The organism is Ancylobacter sp. Lp-2 (assembly GCF_020523795.1).
GTDB lineage: Bacteria > Pseudomonadota > Alphaproteobacteria > Rhizobiales > Xanthobacteraceae > Ancylobacter.
The window spans coordinates 529,702-545,524 of record NZ_JAJALI010000001.1 but is presented as its reverse complement, the minus strand read 5'-3'; the positions used below and the strand labels follow the sequence as shown (position 1 = coordinate 545,524).

The following is a 15,823-nucleotide window of genomic DNA, read 5'->3' as shown; positions in this document are numbered from 1 at the left end:
GCGAGGGTGACTGCCGTGCCTGCCCTCCCGGCCGCCGGCGACGGCGCCAGCCCGCCCATCGACGCCATCTTCGAGCGGCTGCTGGCGCTGCATCCCAAGCTGATCGACCTGTCGCTCGACCGCATGGAGCGGTTGATGGCGCGGCTCGGCCATCCCGAGCGCCGGCTGCCGCCGCTGATCCATGTCGCCGGCACCAATGGCAAGGGCTCCACCGTCGCCTTCATGCGGGCGATACTGGAAGCCGCCGGCAAGCGGGTGCACGTCTACACCTCGCCGCATCTGGTGCGCTTCAACGAGCGTATCCGCCTCGCCGGCCGCCTCGTCGAGGATGCCCGGCTGGTCGACGCGCTCGACCGGGCGGAGAAGGCCAATGGCGGCGAGCCGATCACCTTCTTCGAGATCACCACCGCGGCGGCCTTCCTGCTGTTCGCCGAAGTGGAAGCCGACGTACTGCTGCTGGAAGTCGGCCTCGGCGGCCGGCTCGACGCGACCAATGTGGTGGAGAGCGCGCTGGTCAGCGTCATCACGCCGGTGTCCATCGACCATGTCGACTTCCTCGGCGAGACGGTCGCCGCCATTGCCGGCGAGAAGGCCGGCATCCTGAAGCCCGGCGTGCCGGCGGTGATCGGCCGGCAGAACGAGGCGGCGCTGCGGGTCATCGAGCGGCAGGCCGCGCGGATGCGCGCGCCGCTCACCATCATGGGCGAGCAGTTCCAGGCGCATGACGAGGGCGGCCGACTGATCGTCGCGGACGAGCACGGGCTGTTCGACCTGCCGCGCCCGCGCCTGGTCGGCCCGCACCAGATCGAGAATGCCGGCCTCGCCGTCGAGGCGCTGCGGGTCGCCGGGCTTGCCGTGCCGTCGCTGGCGCTGCCGCCCCTCGCCTTCGAGGAAGGCGTGCGCGCGGCTGAATGGCCGGCGCGGCTGCAGCGGCTTGGCCCCGGTCCGCTCACCGCCCATGCGCCGGAAGGCGTCGACGTCTGGCTCGACGGCGGCCACAACGCCGCCGGTGGACAGGCGCTCGCCGCGGCGCTGGCCGATATCGAGGACCGGGTGCCACGCCCGCTGGTGCTGATCGTCGGCATGCTCGGCACCAAGGATTCGGGTGCCTTCCTCGCCCCCTTCGCCGGGCTGGCGCGCGAGCTCATCGCCGTGCCGGTGCCGGGCGACCACAAGGGCCGCACGCCGGAGGAGGTCGCGGCCGCCGGCGCGGCGCACGGCATCTCGTCCTCGACGGCGCCGAGCGTGGTTGCCGCTCTCGACGGGCTCGCCGCCTTCCCGGTGGCGCCGGCGCCACGGGTGCTGATCGCCGGCTCGCTCTATCTCGCCGGCGCGGTGCTGGGGGAAAACGGCAACCTGCCGGAATAGGTTCTACCGGTCTCCCCTACGCCGGATGGCGGGGACACCGATGGAGCCGCCGCACGAGCCCATCCTGCGGACGTGCGAAAGCACCGGCGCCCGCCAGGGCCCGGTTGCTGTCGCGTGAAACAGGGATCGGCGACGGGCGGCCGCGCTCAGCGCGGCGCCAGCACCATGATCATCTGCCGGCCTTCCAGCAGCGGCTCGGACTCGACCTTGGCGATCGGGGCCAGCTCTTCCTTGACCTTGTTGAGCAGCTTGTAGCCGAGCTCCTGGTGCGCCATCTCGCGACCGCGGAAGCGCAGGGTGACCTTCACCTTGTCGCCTTCCTCGAAAAAGCGGTGGATCGCCTTCATCTTCACCTCGTAGTCATGGGTGTCGATGCCGGGACGCAGCTTGATTTCCTTGATCTCGACGACGTGCTGCTTTTTGCGCGCCTCGCTGGCCTTCTTCTGGTTCTGGTACTTGAAGCGGCCGTAATCGAGGATCTTGCAGACAGGCGGTACCGAGTTCGGCGCGATCTCGACGAGATCGAGGCCAGCTTCCTGCGCCAGGGCAATGGCATCGCGCGTCGGCACGACGCCGCGATTCTGCCCGTCCTGGTCGATGAGCTGGACTTCACGGATACGGATGTCTTCGTTGACGCGCGGGCCTTCCTTCTCAGGCACGGCGGCTCTCATGGGGCGACGAATGGGGGTCTTCTCCTCTGACGTTCCGGATACATCTCACCGCGCGTCTCGGGACAGGCCGGCCGGCTCGCTCACGCGCGTGTAAAACGGTCGCAGAACATCGGTACAAACCCGGCGGAAGTCAACGGTCTTACCTTAGGTAAGAAGGCCGGAAAGCCGCGATAATGAGCAATTTCCTCCGCAACCCTGCCTTTTGATGTTGCTTTTCGGCATCCGCGACGCCTTGAGTGCGTCGCTGGCCGGCCGATTCCGCCGGGTCGGCACACTCATGGACACGGGGCAGCGAGGACGCGAATGGCCGACGACACGCCGGATCTCACCGAGGCGCGCTTCATCGATGTCGGCCAGCCGGCGCGACGCATCGCGGTGCGCACGACGCCGGGGCGCAGCGAGGAGGGCGCCCCCGGCCTGTTGTGGTGCGGCGGCTATCTCTCGGACATGCGCGGCACCAAGGCCGAGGAACTGGCGAAATGGGGCGCCGCCCAGGGCCGCCAGGTGGTGCGGTTCGACTATTCCGGCCATGGCGAATCCGGCGGCGACTTCATCGACGGCACGATCTCCGACTGGGCCGAGGATGCGGTCGCGGTGTTCGACCGCTGCACCCAAGGGCCGCAGATCGTCGTCGGCTCCTCGATGGGCGGCTGGATCTCACTGCTGCTGGCGCGGGCGCTTGCCGCGCGGGGCGACAAACGGCTCGCCGGCCTTGTGCTGATCGCCCCGGCGCCGGACTTCACCGAAGAGCTGATGTGGAAGGCGATGACGCCGGAAATTCGCACCGAACTGGTCGAGAAAGGCGTCTGGTACCGCGAATCCGAGCATGGAAGCAGCCCGATCACCCTGAAGCTGATCGAGGACGGGCGACGGCACATGGTGCTCGGCGAACCCTTCGCGGTCGGCTGCCCGGTGCGGATCCTTCAGGGTGTCGCCGACGACGTGGTGCCGTGGCGCCACGCGATGAAGCTGGTCACCTGCCTCGCCGAGGACGACGTGGTGGCGACGCTGGTCAAGGACGGCGACCATCGGCTGTCGCGTCCGGAGGACATCGAGCGCCTGCTCGCCGCCGTGGCCTCGCTCTAGGACGCCCGGCCGCTAATCGGCCGCGCCGCCCGGGGCGCGCAGGAAGACCACCTCGGTGGTGTCGTAGCGCCGGCGCTCAAGCTCGGTGAAGCCGTCCGGCGGCGTGAAGCCGGACTGCACGGCTTCCTCGACGAGAACGAGCGCGCCCGGTGCCAGCCAGCCACCGTCACGCGCGCCCTCCAGCGCCTTCTCGGCGAGGCCGTGGCCATAGGGCGGGTCGCAGAAGACGAGGTCGAAGGCGTCGCTGGCGAAGGCGGTGCCAAGCTTGGTCGCGTCCCGACGGAAGATGCGGGTGATGCCGCCGAGCCCGAGCGCCTCGATATTGGCCCGGATCAGCCCGCGCGGTTCGGACGCCTCCTCGACGAACACCACAAATTTCGCCCCGCGCGACAAGGCCTCGAGGCCAAGCGCGCCGGTGCCGGCGAACAGATCCAGCACTCGCGCGCCGTCGGCCGCGTCGTCATAGGCATGCGCGAGGACGTTGAACAACGCCTCGCGCAGCCGGTCGGTGGTGGGACGGGTCGCGCTGGAGCTCGGCCCCCGCAGGGGCCGGCCGCCAAAACGGCCGCCGACGATGCGCATCGCCCGCCTTCCCGCGGTCAGCTACGCGGCGTACGCGGGCCGCGTGGCTTCGACGGGCCGCCAGACGGCCGGTCCCCGCGCGGCTTGCCACCGCCGGGCTTGCCGCCGGAGCCCTTTCCGCCGAAACCTTTGCCGCCGCCCGGCTTGCCGGCGAACTTGCCGGCGGGGCGCCCGCCGGGCTTGTCGCCAAAGGCGCGCTCACCGCGCGGCTTGTCGCCGGCGAAGTTCTTCGCACCATAGGTCTTGCCGCCGGCACTCTTGCCACCGGCACCGGGGCGGCCCTCGCGACGCTCGCCGTCTTCGCCGGAGCGGAACGGACGGCCGCGCCCGGTCTCCTCCGACTTCACCCGGCCGCTATAGGGCCGGTCGCTGCCCTCGCCGCGGAAGGAGCGCTCGCGGAACGGGCGCTCGCCCTGCTCGCGACGCGGCGCACGCGCCGGCCGCTCCTCGCCATCGCGGGAACGGAACGGACGCTCGCCCTCTTCCCGCTTGCGGAAGGGACGGTCGCCCTCCGGCCGGTCAGCACGGGGACGGAAGGGACGTTCACCCTCCACACGCTCGCCACGCGGACGGAAGGGACGTTCGCCGCGTTCCCCCTCCTCACGGGGCGGACGGGAGCGAGACGGACGCTCACCCTGCTCGCGCGAGCGGAAACCGCCCTCGTCGGAACGCGAGCGGAAGGGCCGGGCGGCCGCGGCTTCCTCGCGCGGCGTGCGCGGACGGAAAGCGCGCTCGGTGCGCTCGCCTTCCTCGCGACGCGGGGCACGGGCGGGACGCTCCTCGCCGTCGCGGCTGCGGAACGGACGCTCGCCATCCTCGCGACGCGGACGGAAGCTGCGCTCGCCGCCTTCCTCGTCGCGGCGCGGACGCTCGCTACGGGCACGGAACGAGCGCTCACCCTCCGGGCGTTCGGCGCGCGGACGGAACGGACGCTCGGCGCGCTCGCCCTCCTCACGTGGCGGACGCGGACGGAAGCTGCGCTCACCGCCCTCCTCGCGACGCGGTCCACGGGCGGGACGCTCCTCGCCGTCGCGGCTGCGGAACGGACGCTCGCCATCCTCGCGGCGCGGACGCTCGCTGCGGGCGCGGGACGGACGCTCGCCATCCGGACGCTCGTCGCGCGGACGGAACGGGCGCTCGGCGCGCTCGCCCTCCTCGCGCGGCGGACGCGGGCGGAAGGTGCGCTCGCCCCCCTCCTCGCGGCGCGGACCACGGGCGGGAGGCTCCTCGCCGTCGCGCTTGCGGAACGGCCGGTCGCCATCCTCACGCTTGCGGAACGGACGCTCGCCCTCGGCGCGGCGGCCGCGCGGCGGCGCCCGCTCGGGCTCCGGCTCCGGCGCGTTGCTCTTCACCCGCTGCACCAGCACCTTGCGGCCCTTGCGGTCGGCGACGATCCCGGCGGTCACCTGGCGCTCGGCGCTTGCCTCGGTGTCGATCGGCTTGCGGCGATGCCGGTCCTCAGCGCCTTCCGGCTTGGCATAGCGCGCCGCCTTGCCACGCGCCGGCGGACGCGGCGCCTCCTCGTCCGAGCCGTCATAGACGAAAAGCGGGCCGTCGAAATCGGCGGCGGCAGCGGCGGACAGTTCGGGGCCGAGCTGGTCGGCGAGCACACGGGTGCGCACTTCATCGACGGCGCCCTGCGCGATCTCGCCGAGCTGGAACGGGCCGTAGGACAGGCGGATCAGCCGGTTCACCTCGAGGCCGAGCGAACCGAGGACATTACGCACTTCGCGGTTCTTGCCCTCGCGCAGCGCCAGCGTCAGCCAGGAATTGGCGCCCTGCACCCGGTCCAGCACCGCCTCGATCGGACCGTAATGCACGCCGTCGACGGTGATGCCGCCGATCAGCGCGTCGAGCTTGTCCTGGGTGATCTCACCCTTGGCGCGCACGCGGTAGCGGCGCAGCCAGCCGGTCTCCGGCAGCTCCAGCACCCGCGACAGGCCGCCATCATTGGTGAGCAGGATCAGGCCTTCGGTATTGAGGTCGAGCCGGCCAACCGAGACCAGGCGCGGCAGGCCCTCGGGCAGGATCTCGAACAGGGTCGGGCGCCCCTCGGGATCGAAATTGGTGGTCACCACGCCCTTGGGCTTATGGTAGAGGAATAGCCGCGTGCGCTCCTTGGCCGGCAGCGGGCGGCCGTCGACGGTGATCGCGTCCTCCGCCGTCACGGTGCGGGCGGGGGTGTCGAGCACCTCGCCATTCACCGCCACCCGGCCCTCGCCGATCCACTCCTCGATCTCGCGGCGCGAGCCAAGGCCGGCTCGGGCGATCACCTTGGCGACGCGCTCCGCCTCCTTCGGCTCGGCGGGGGCAAGGTTGCGCGGTGCGCGCGGCACGCGGTTTTGTTCCTTGCGGGGCGCGGCGGGCGGACGCGGCGGATTGCGCGGGGGCATTTTGGCCATTTGGGAAATATCCGAAACTTTGGTCGGCGGTGCTATCACGTCCTTGGCGCGGACGCGAGCATTTGGGACACGAACGGTTGAACGACGACGAGAAGAGCCACCCGGCACGGCCCGATTTCATGGATCGGGCGCTTCAGGAAGCGAGAAAGGCCGCCGAGCGCGGCGAGGTGCCGGTCGGCGCGGTGGTGGTACGCGAAGGCGACATCGTGGCAGCGGACGGCAACCGCACCCGTGAACTCGCCGATCCCTCGGCGCATGCCGAGATGCTGGCGATCCGTCAGGCGGCGGCGCGTCTAGGCACCGACCGGCTCTCCGACTGCGATCTCTATGTGACGCTGGAGCCCTGCACCATGTGCACCGGCGTCATCGCCTGGGCCCGGCTGCGCCGGCTATATTACGGCGCCGCCGACCCCAAGGGCGGGGCAGTCGAATCCGGCGTGCGCTTCTTCTCGGCGCCCACCTGCCACCATGTGCCGGAGATCTATGACGGGATCGGGGCAACCGAGGCTGCGACGCTGCTGAAATCGTTCTTTTCCGCGCGACGCTAGCCTAAAGGGAGGCGACTACGCCAGCACCGCCTCGACGCGGCGCTTCACCTCGTCCTTCACCGGCTCGGCCGCCTTGAAGATCGCGGCGGCGCGGAAGAAGTCCAGCACGCGGAAATTGTCGACATTGGGCCGGATCAGTATGTCCGGCGCGCCGGATTTCAGCTTCTCGGCGACGATCGAGCCGGCCATGATCTGCAGCGCCGCGAACATGGCGTCGAAGGGACGGGGCACGCCGCGCACCTCGCCGCCCGGACCGCCGGTGATGTCCACCGCCAGCACCTTGTCGGCGCGCAGCCGCAACAGGTCGAAGGGCAGCGGGTTGACCGCGCCACCATCAACCAGCGTATGGCCACCATGCACCACCGGGCGGATCAGCCCGGGGATCGCCAGCGAGGCCGCCACCGCCGGGCGGATATCGCCGGAGTGCATCACCTGCTCGCGCCGGGCCCAGTAATTGGTGGCAACTACATGCAGGGGGATCGCCAGCTCGTCGAAACGCTCCGGCACCGAAGCGGGCAAGAACCCTTCGAGGAACTTCTCGGCATCGAGCAACACCGGATTGCCCAGCCCGCCGAACAAATCGGCGATGCGCCCGACCCGCGCGGCGAGCAGACGCCGCATCACCTCGCCGCGATCCTTCATCAGGCCCGACACCATGTGGCGGAGCTCCAGCGCCGGGATGCCGGAGGCATAGGCGGCGCCGATCAGCGCGCCGATCGAGGCACCGGCAATGGCGACCGGGCGGATACCGAGCTCGTCCAGCGCCTCCAGCACCAGAATGTGCGATAGCCCGCGCGCGCCGCCCGAGCCCAGCGCCACGGCGAGCGAAGGCTCGCGCCCGGCGACGGGAACGCCATGCGAGGAAAGAACCGGTTCGTGAGGCGGCGCGTGACGTCCGCGCGCGGCGTGAGGATCGTCCATGGCGGCTGTCTCGCACGATTCCGCGGCATTTGTTTGAACGGCCGCGGTAGTTTCCATGACACGCCGGCCGATACGCCCGGCGCCTATTCCGCCAGCGCCCGCCAGGCAATGTCGGAGCGGCAGAAGCCTTCCGGCCAGTCGATGCGCGCCACCGCGTCATAGGCACGCTCGCGCGCCTCGGCGACATTGGCGCCGATGGCGGTGACGTTGAGCACACGCCCGCCATTGGCCAGTAGCTGCGTGCCCTCGCGCCGCGTGCCGGCGTGGAAGACATGCACGCCCGGCGTCGCGCCGGCGACCTCGACGCCGTTGATCGGCGTGCCCTTCTCATAGGAGCCGGGATAGCCGCGCGCGGCCATGACCACGGTGATGGCGGCGTCCGGCGCCATCGACACCCGCTCATCGGCCAGCGCGCCGGTGGCGGTGGCGTAAAGCAGCTCCAGCAGGTCGCCCTCCAGCCGCAGCATCAGCACCTGGCACTCCGGGTCGCCGAAGCGGACATTGTATTCAATGAGCTTGGGCCCATCGATGGTGATCATCAGCCCGGCGAACAGCACGCCGCGATAGGGGCTGTCGCCGTCGGCCAGCGCGCGGGCGGTCGGCTTGACGATCTCGGCGAGCGTGCGGCGCTCCATCTCGGCGGTGAACACCGGCGCCGGCGAATAGGCGCCCATGCCGCCGGTGTTCGGCCCCTGGTCGCCGTCGAAGGCGCGCTTGTGGTCCTGCGCCGAGCCGAAGGGCAGCACCGTCTCGCCGTCGACCAGGCAGAAGAAGCTCACTTCCTCGCCTTCGAGGAATTCCTCGATGAGGATCTCGGTGCCGGGGGTGCCCATGGCGAACACCTCGTCGACGGCGGCGAGCGCCTCCTCCAGCGTCATGGCGACGACGACGCCCTTGCCGGCCATCAGCCCGTCCGCCTTCAGCACGATCGGCGCGCCGCGCCGGCGCACGAAGTCGCGCGCGGCCTCCGCCTGCGAGAAGCGACCGAAGGCGGCGGTCGGGATGTCGTGCTGGCGGCACAGCTCCTTGGTGAACAGCTTGGAGCCTTCCAGCTGCGCGGCCACCCGGCGCGGGCCGAACACGTTGATGCCCTCGGCGGTCAGCCGGTCGGTAATGCCATCGACCAGCGGCGCCTCGGGGCCGACCACCACCAGGTCGATCTTCTCGGCGGCGCAGACCGAGACGATGGCGTCATGGTCGGTGAGCGGGATGGTCTCAATGCAGCGGGCATGCTCGGCGATGCCCGGATTGCCGGGAATGGCGATCAGCGCGGTGAGCGACGGGCTCTGCGCCAGCTTCCAGGCGAGTGCATGCTCGCGGCCGCCCGAACCCAGCAGCAGAACCTTCATGCCTCGTCTCCCTTTGCGCCACCCGGCTGCGCGTCATCCGATCCGCGCTTCGCCTAGACGACCACGCCCCTCGGGGCAAGAGGGCGCTGCGAATCGGGCGCCTCCAACAGGGCGCCTCGAACGGAGGGCGACATAAGAGGACCAGCGGACCGGAAACCCGCCTATTCGTAGGCGAGCGCCACCACGGGATCCATCCCCGCCGCCTTGCGCGCCGGCAGATAGCCGAAGATCAGCCCGGTGAGGAAGGCGCAGCCGAAGGCGAGCAGCGGCGGCAGCAGTGACAGCACGATGTTGACGCCCAGCATCCCCAGCACCACCGCCGCGCCGAGGCCCAGCACCACGCCGACGGCGCCGCCGACGCCGCACACCACCAGCGCCTCGGTGTTGAACTGCAGCATGATGTTGCTCATGCGCGCGCCGGTCGCCATGCGGATACCGATCTCGCGGGTGCGCTCGGTGACGCTCACCAGCATAATGTTCATCACCCCGATGCCGGCGACGATCAGCGAGATCGCCGCGACGCAGCCCAGCACCAGCGTCAGCGTCTCCTGCGTCGCCACCGCGGTTTCGAGGAACTGCGCGGTGTTGCGGACCTGGAAGTCCTCGGCCTGGTGGCGCTCGCTGAGGATGCGCGTCACCTCGCGCTCGACGGCGGGGATGTTGGCGGCGTCGTCCACCTTCAGCGTCACCGAATTGACGAAGCGGCGGCCGAACACCCGCACGAAGCCGGTGGAGAGCGGTACCAGCGCCACGTCGTCCTGGTCCTGGCCGAAGGCGTTGGCACCGCGCGCGCCGAGAATGCCGATCACCTGGTACGGCACGTTCTTGACCAGCACGTAGCGGCCGATCGGGTCGTCCTCGCCGAACAGGTTGCGGGCGACGGTCTGTCCTAACACCAGCACCGGCGCATAGGCTTTCACGTCGTCGGCGGAGAACATCACCCCGCGCTCCATCGGCCAGTCGCGCGCAGCGAGATAGTCGGCCGTGGTGCCGGTGATCTGGGTGAAATAATCCTCGGAGCCGAAGCGCATGGTGTAGCGGCCGGTGCGCTCCGGCGCCACCGCGCCGAGGCCGGGGATGACGCGCAGCGCATCGGCGTCCTCCGGCAGCAGCGTGGCATTGTCGCCGGAGGTGCGGATGCCCACCGCTCCCGGCCGGACGATCAAAAGGTTGGTGCCGATCTGGGCGATGCGCTCCAGCACCTGCTTCTTGCCGCCATCGCCCACCGCCAGCATGGTGATCACCGAGGCGACGCCGATGACAATGCCGAGCAACGTCAGCACGGTGCGGAACAGGTTGGCGTACATGGAGGCGAAGGCCATGCGCACCGCCTCGGCGAGATCCGGCACGAAGCGGGCGAGACCGCCACGCTCTTCCAGATGGCCGGCCGGCTTCGGCGGGGCGGAGGGCGGAGGCAGCGCCGCGCGGGGCGTCGGCTCGTCGGAGACGATATGCCCGTCCTGGAAGCGCACGATGCGCCTTGCATGCGCCGCCACCTCGGCGTCGTGGGTGATGAGGATGACGGTGTGGCCCTCGGCGTTCAGCTCGGTGAGCAGCGCCAGCACCTCCTCGCCGGAGCGGCTGTCCAGCGCGCCGGTCGGCTCGTCGGCGAGGATCACCGGCGCGGCGTTCATCAGCGCGCGGGCGATGGAGACGCGCTGCTGCTGGCCGCCGGAGAGCTGGCTCGGCCGGTGCTCGGCGCGCTCGGCGAGGCCGAGCCGGGCGAGCAGGGCATGGGCACGCGACACCCGTCGCTCCTTGGGCAAGCCGGCATAGATGGCGGGAATCTCGACATTCTCCGCCGCCGTCAGGCTCGGCAGCAGATTGTAGCGCTGGAACACGAAACCGAAGGTGGCACAGCGCAGATGCGCCAGCGCGTCGGGATCGAGCCCGGCGACATCGACCCCGGCGACGCGGTAGCGGCCATTGCTCGGCCGGTCGAGGCAGCCGACGATGTTCATCAGCGTCGACTTGCCCGAACCGGACTGCCCCATGATGGCGATGAACTCGCCGGGCAAGATCGACAGCGACACCCGGTCGAGCGCCCGCACCACCGTCTCGCCATTCGGATAGAGCCGGCTCACCTCGACGAGCTCGACGATCGGCACGCCCGGTGGCGACCCGGCGGCCGCCTCGAGCGCCCGGATCTCGGTGTCGCTGGTGATGTCCGCGCTCATCGCCGCCACCTCAGCCGAGCCGCGGCGGCATCGCCGGCGGACGGCCCTGCCCCGGGGTAGCGCCCGGCGCGCGGTTGCCGGTGATCACCCGCTCGCCGACCGACAGGCCGTCGAGGATCTGCGTCATCGAGCGGTTCGACAGCCCCGTCGTCACCTTGCGTTCTTCCACGCCGCCGCCGCGTGCGAGCACGCGCACGGTCTTCTCGCCGTCGCGGCCGGCCCGGATAGCCGCCGTCGGCACCAGCGGCACGCCCTTGGCCTCGCCGAGGCGGAAGAACACCTGCGCCGTCATGTCGGTCATCAGCATCAGGTCGTCATTGGGCACGTCGATCAGAACGTTGTAGAGCACGACGTCGTTGACGATGGTCGGGGTCGGCTCCACCTGCCGCACCGTGCCCTCCCAGCGCCGGTCCGGCAGGCCGAGGGTGGAGAAATAGGCCGCCGTGCCGATCTGGATGCGCGGAATGTCGCCCTCGGCGACCTGCGCCGTCACCGTCATGGTCTGGAGGTCGGCGATGCGCAGCACGATGGGCGCGCTCTGATTGGCGTTCAGCGTCGAGCCCTCGCGGGCGGTGATCGACACCACCGTGCCGTCCATCGGCGCGTAGATCTTGGTGTAGCCGAGATTGGCAAGGTCGCCCTCGAGCGTCGCCTGGGTCTGGGCGATCTGCGCCTTGAGCGCGTCGATCTTGGCCTCGCTGATCCGCGCCGTCGCCTGCGCCGCGTCGGCGGCATCCTTGCTGCCGGACTGGTTGGCGAGCAATTGCCGCGCCCGCTCGTCACGCAGCCGGTCGAGGGTGAGCTGCGCCTCGGCCTGGGCGAGCTGGGCGCGCAGATTGTCGAGGCTGGCGCGGTCGCCGGCGACGCGGGTCTGGTAGACGGTGGGATCGATCTCGGCGAGCAGGTCGCCCTTCTTCACCAGCGCGCCGACATCGGGATGGATGGTGCGCAGCTGGCCGGACACCTGGGTGCCAACATCGACATAGTTTTTCGGCTGCAGCTTGGCGATAGCGGTGACCACGGTCTCGATGTCGCCGAGTTCGACCCGACTGGTCTGATAGGCCGGCGCCTCGACGGCGCGCTCGCGCACGAAATAGGCATAGCCCGCACCACCGGCGGCGAGCACGACCACCAGCGCCAGCCATGGCCAACGCCGCCGGCGACGCGGCACGGCGCGCGTCTCACCCACTTCCGTACCGGAGCGCTGAAGCATCGTCGGTCCCGTCTCTTCCCCTGCCTTCCCAAGGGGATAGACCGGAAGCCGGAACCCGCAAAATGAATTCGCGGTAATGTCGAAGCCGTTTGCTTCCCTTGGGTCGCGCCGGCGCCGTCAGCGGTCCTGCGGCCGATACTCGCCGGTATCGGGATCCCTCTTCAGCTTAGCGGCCGGCGAGCGCGCCGCCACCTCGTCGCGACGGGCCTCGTCGAGCTCGGCATTCACCCGGCGCGACTCCTGCGCCAGCTTCTTCACCAGGGCAGCGGCGCCGAGGGCGCCCAGGGCGACGATCAGGAAGGGGGGCATGAACGGGTTCCCTCGGTTACAGGCCGAAGCGGCCCCACAGCGCCCTTGCCTCAGCGGCATGGACCATTTCGTCGGCGAAGCCGGCACCGATCGCGGAAGCCGGAGCCGTCGCGCCGACCCCGGGGATGCGCCGGCTGAACAGCCCGCCGCCGGACTGGATGAGCGGCGTGGCGACCTTGTCGCCGTAACGGGCGCGCAGAAACGAGCGGAGGTCACCGATCGAATCGACGAGGCCGAATTCCTGTGCCTGTTCCGCCGACCAGAACTCGCCGGAGAACAGCGTCGCCTCGTCGGCCGCCAGCACATCGCCGCGCCGCGCCCGCACCAGGCCGGCGAACACGGCGTGGATTTCCTTCTGCAGGCCCTTGAGCCGCTCGACATCCTCCTCCTTCTCCGGCTGGAAGGGGTCGAGCATCACCTTGCGCTCGCCGGCCGTGTAGACGCGGCGGTCGATGCCGAGCTTCTCCAGCGCCTTGTCGAAGCCGAATCCGGCGCTCACCACCCCGATCGAGCCGAGGATCGAGAACGGATCGGCGACGATCTCGTCGGCGGCGCAGGCCAGCATATAGCCGCCCGAGGCCGCCACATCCTCGACGAAAGCGATGACCGGCAGCTGCTTTTCCGAGGCGAGGTCACGGATGCGCTTGTAGATGAGGTGCGACTGCGCCGGCGCGCCGCCCGGCGAATTGATGACCAGCGCCACCGCCTTGGCGCCCTTCACGGCAAAGGCCTTGTCGAGGCTCTTCGCCACCCCGGCGAGGGTGAGGGCGGGGCGCAGCGGCGAGCCGACGCCGATGGTGCCGGTCAGGCGAACCACCGGCACGATGGCCGCGTCGTCGCGCAGCGAAGCCGGCAGGATGGGCGCCATGTGCCGGCGCAACGAAGTGAACAGGGACGCGTTTGCCATGCGCAAGACATAGGGCCAGGCGCCAAAAGGCTCAAGCGGCTATGCCGGCGCGGGCGATAACGCTCCGGCGAGCCGGTTCGAGCCGGCCACCTCAGGCGAGACCCGCTCCGTCCCGCAGCACCGCCTCGGCCTGCGGCGTCGGCCGGCCCTCCTCATCGGCGAGCAGCAGCCCGGGCAGCAGCGCCGGCGGGGTGCGGCGCCCCTTTACCGCCCCGACCAGCACCCGGATCGCCGGCGCTTCCGGCCGCCCATGCACCGGGCGGATCGTCACGGCACCGAAACGGCCGGACAGCGTCGCGAGGATGGTGTCGAGCGCTTCCGGCCGGTGGATGAGGACGAGACGGCCGCCTGGGACCAGCAGCCGCTCCGCCGCCCTCACCCAGTCGTCCAGAGCTCGGTCGGGCGCCATATGAGCCAGCGCCCGCCGGTCGCTCGGCGAGATCCGGTGGCGGGCCGGATCGTTGAAGGGCGGGTTCATCAGCACCGCATCGGCGGCACGAGGACCTGGTGTAGCCGGCCCGCCCGGTCGGGCGAGCGCCGCGATGTCGGCTTCCACCACCGACACACGCGCCGAGACGTCGGGTTGCTGGCGCTCGGCATTGCGGCGGGCCAGCTCGGCAGTCGCCGGGTCGAGTTCGATGAGATGCAGCCGCGCACCGGGCAGCCGCAGCGCGACGGCAAGGCCCGCCGCGCCGACGCCGGCGCCGAGATCCACCACATGATGGGCGGTGGCCGGCACGCTGGCGGCGAGCAGCAGCGCGTCATGGCCCGCGCGATGACCGCGCGCGGGCTGGAGCAGTTGCAGTCGCCCGCCGAGCAGCGCGTCGTCGGTGAGCGGCAACACCTCGGGGGCCGGCGCGTCCCCGCTCATTCCGGCACCAGCTCGCGCCCGAGTCCGGCGGCGACCAAAAGGCGGCGGGCGCGATTCGCCGCGTCGTCCTCCACCAGCAGGCGGCGGGGAATGACCCCGAGCGAGCCTTCGAGAATGCTCATGTGCCGGTCGAGCACCAGATGGCCGATGCCTTCCGCCGCCAGCAGCGCCTCGACGGCGGAGATGAGGACCGGATCGTTGGTACGCATGATTTCCCGCATGGGCACCATCATGGCACGACGTCCCCCGGCTGGGGAGGGGCACAGCATCCGGTGACTGCCGCCGGCAGCGGGGCAAAACCGCCATTGCCGCGGACGGCTTGCCCGATCGGGGGGCCTGTCCTTATTGTGGCGCCGGTTTTTTCATCCTGTCGGAAAATGACTGTGGCTGTCGTCGTTCCCTTCGATCCCGTTGCCGAACCGTCGCTCGAGACCATCATCTCTCTCGTCCGCGACGATATGGAGCGCGTGAATACGCTGATCCTGTCGCGCACCGGTTCCGACGTCACCATGATCCCGGAAGTGGCGACGCATCTCATCTCCTCCGGTGGCAAGCGGCTGCGGCCGATGCTCACCGTGGCCACCGCCGCGCTTGCCGGCTATCAGGGCGACGGGCATGTGAAGCTCGCCGCCTCGGTCGAGTTCATGCACACCGCGACGCTGCTGCATGACGACGTAGTCGATGACAGCGAGATGCGCCGCGGCAAGCTCGCGGCCCGCATGCTGTGGGGCAATGAGGCGAGCGTGCTGGTCGGCGACTTCCTGCTCGGCCAGGCCTTCCGCATGATGATCGAGGTTGGCGACCTACGCTGCCTCGACATTCTCTCCACCGCCGCAGTGCTGATCGCCGAAGGCGAGGTGGCGCAGCTCGCCGCCGCCAAGAACACCGCCACCAGCGAGGACGAGTATCTCGGCGTCATCCGCGGCAAGACGGCGGAGCTGTTCGCCGCCGCCTGCGAGGTCGGCCCGGTGCTCGGCAAGCTCTCCAAGGCCGAGCAGGCCGCGTGCCGCAGCTACGGCATGAATCTCGGCATCGCCTTCCAGCTGATCGACGACGCGCTCGACTATGGCGGGCAGCGCGCCAAGCTCGGCAAGAATGTCGGCGACGATTTCCGCGAGGGCAAGATCACCCTGCCCATCGTGCTCGCCTTCCGACGCGGCAACGAGGAGGAGCGGGCGTTCTGGACCCGCTGCCTGCAGGATGGCGAGATCGGCGAGGGCGACCTCGAACGGGCGATCGAGCTGCTGTCCCGCCACAATGCGCTCGCCGACACGGTGGAGCGCGCCCGCCACTACGGCGCCATCGCCAAGGATGCGCTCGGCCTGTTCCGCGACGGCCCGGCCAAGCAGGCGCTGATCGACGTGGTGGAGTTCTGCGTCGCCAGAGCTCGCTAACGGGGGCTCACTGAAAGGCGATCCG

The 15,823-nt window shown here is 70.4% G+C and carries 15 protein-coding genes; 4 read left to right on the top strand and 11 right to left on the bottom strand.

Translation table 11 applies throughout. The features are described 5' to 3' along the window. The first annotated feature begins 15 nt into the window (after nucleotides 1-15). On the top strand, nucleotides 16-1,368 hold the full coding sequence (locus tag LGR54_RS02580) for a folylpolyglutamate synthase/dihydrofolate synthase family protein (protein WP_230360402.1): 1,353 nt from the start codon (nucleotides 16-18) through the stop codon (nucleotides 1,366-1,368). A gap of 146 nt (nucleotides 1,369-1,514) precedes the next feature. Here the strand turns inward: LGR54_RS02580 and infC are convergent, their stop codons facing one another. Continuing rightward, on the bottom strand, nucleotides 1,515-2,039 hold the full coding sequence (gene infC / locus LGR54_RS02575) for a translation initiation factor IF-3 (RefSeq protein ID WP_230360401.1): 525 nt from the start codon (nucleotides 2,037-2,039) through the stop codon (nucleotides 1,515-1,517). A gap of 303 nt (nucleotides 2,040-2,342) precedes the next feature. Here infC and LGR54_RS02570 point away from each other — a divergent pair, with 303 nt between their 5' ends. Then, nucleotides 2,343-3,125, top strand: coding sequence for a carboxylesterase (locus tag LGR54_RS02570; RefSeq protein WP_230360400.1), 783 nt, complete (start codon nucleotides 2,343-2,345; stop codon nucleotides 3,123-3,125). Between the two features lie 12 nt (nucleotides 3,126-3,137). Here LGR54_RS02570 and rsmD read toward each other — a convergent pair whose 3' ends face one another. Beyond that, nucleotides 3,138-3,707, bottom strand: a complete 570-nt coding sequence (rsmD, locus tag LGR54_RS02565; RefSeq protein ID WP_230360399.1) for a 16S rRNA (guanine(966)-N(2))-methyltransferase RsmD — start codon at nucleotides 3,705-3,707, stop codon at nucleotides 3,138-3,140. A 17-nt stretch (nucleotides 3,708-3,724) separates the two neighbouring features. Next, nucleotides 3,725-6,100 (bottom strand): pseudouridine synthase, encoded by a 2,376-nt coding sequence (locus tag LGR54_RS02560; protein ID WP_230360784.1) that lies wholly within the window; start codon nucleotides 6,098-6,100, stop codon nucleotides 3,725-3,727. A 128-nt stretch (nucleotides 6,101-6,228) separates the two neighbouring features. Between LGR54_RS02560 and LGR54_RS02555 the strand changes: the two genes are divergently transcribed. After that, the gene (locus LGR54_RS02555) at nucleotides 6,229-6,657 is read left to right on the top strand and encodes a nucleoside deaminase (RefSeq protein ID WP_230360783.1); all 429 of its coding nucleotides are present in this window, start codon (nucleotides 6,229-6,231) and stop codon (nucleotides 6,655-6,657) included. 15 nt (nucleotides 6,658-6,672) lie between these two features. On the opposite strand, the gene LGR54_RS02550 is transcribed toward LGR54_RS02555, so the two are convergent. The 8 genes from LGR54_RS02550 to LGR54_RS02515 all read right to left on the bottom strand — a co-directional run bounded on the left by LGR54_RS02550 (nucleotide 6,673) and on the right by LGR54_RS02515 (nucleotide 14,625). Continuing rightward, nucleotides 6,673-7,578, bottom strand: a complete 906-nt coding sequence (locus LGR54_RS02550; RefSeq protein WP_230360398.1) for a patatin-like phospholipase family protein — start codon at nucleotides 7,576-7,578, stop codon at nucleotides 6,673-6,675. Nucleotides 7,579-7,661: 83 nt separating this feature from the next. After that, entirely contained in the window at nucleotides 7,662-8,927 is a 1,266-nt protein-coding gene (gene purD, locus LGR54_RS02545; RefSeq protein ID WP_230360397.1) for a phosphoribosylamine--glycine ligase, read from the bottom strand. A 161-nt stretch (nucleotides 8,928-9,088) separates the two neighbouring features. After that, nucleotides 9,089-11,104, bottom strand: coding sequence for a MacB family efflux pump subunit (locus LGR54_RS02540; RefSeq protein WP_230360396.1), 2,016 nt, complete (start codon nucleotides 11,102-11,104; stop codon nucleotides 9,089-9,091). A gap of 10 nt (nucleotides 11,105-11,114) precedes the next feature. After that, nucleotides 11,115-12,317 (bottom strand): efflux RND transporter periplasmic adaptor subunit, encoded by a 1,203-nt coding sequence (locus LGR54_RS02535; protein WP_230360395.1) that lies wholly within the window; start codon nucleotides 12,315-12,317, stop codon nucleotides 11,115-11,117. Between the two features lie 117 nt (nucleotides 12,318-12,434). Next, nucleotides 12,435-12,626 (bottom strand): hypothetical protein, encoded by a 192-nt coding sequence (locus tag LGR54_RS02530; protein ID WP_230360394.1) that lies wholly within the window; start codon nucleotides 12,624-12,626, stop codon nucleotides 12,435-12,437. 16 nt (nucleotides 12,627-12,642) lie between these two features. Beyond that, the gene (locus LGR54_RS02525) at nucleotides 12,643-13,533 is read right to left on the bottom strand and encodes a S49 family peptidase (RefSeq protein ID WP_230360393.1); all 891 of its coding nucleotides are present in this window, start codon (nucleotides 13,531-13,533) and stop codon (nucleotides 12,643-12,645) included. A 91-nt stretch (nucleotides 13,534-13,624) separates the two neighbouring features. Then, nucleotides 13,625-14,404: a tRNA1(Val) (adenine(37)-N6)-methyltransferase gene (locus LGR54_RS02520; RefSeq protein WP_230360392.1), complete on the bottom strand. Its 780-nt coding sequence runs from the start codon at nucleotides 14,402-14,404 to the stop codon at nucleotides 13,625-13,627. Beyond that, nucleotides 14,401-14,625, bottom strand: coding sequence for a DUF2007 domain-containing protein (locus LGR54_RS02515; protein WP_214008168.1), 225 nt, complete (start codon nucleotides 14,623-14,625; stop codon nucleotides 14,401-14,403). The genes LGR54_RS02520 and LGR54_RS02515 overlap by 4 nt, the downstream gene beginning before the upstream one ends. Nucleotides 14,626-14,787: 162 nt before the next feature. Here LGR54_RS02515 and LGR54_RS02510 point away from each other — a divergent pair, with 162 nt between their 5' ends. Further along, nucleotides 14,788-15,798, top strand: a complete 1,011-nt coding sequence (locus tag LGR54_RS02510; RefSeq protein WP_230360391.1) for a polyprenyl synthetase family protein — start codon at nucleotides 14,788-14,790, stop codon at nucleotides 15,796-15,798. The last annotated feature ends 25 nt before the right edge of the window (nucleotides 15,799-15,823 follow it).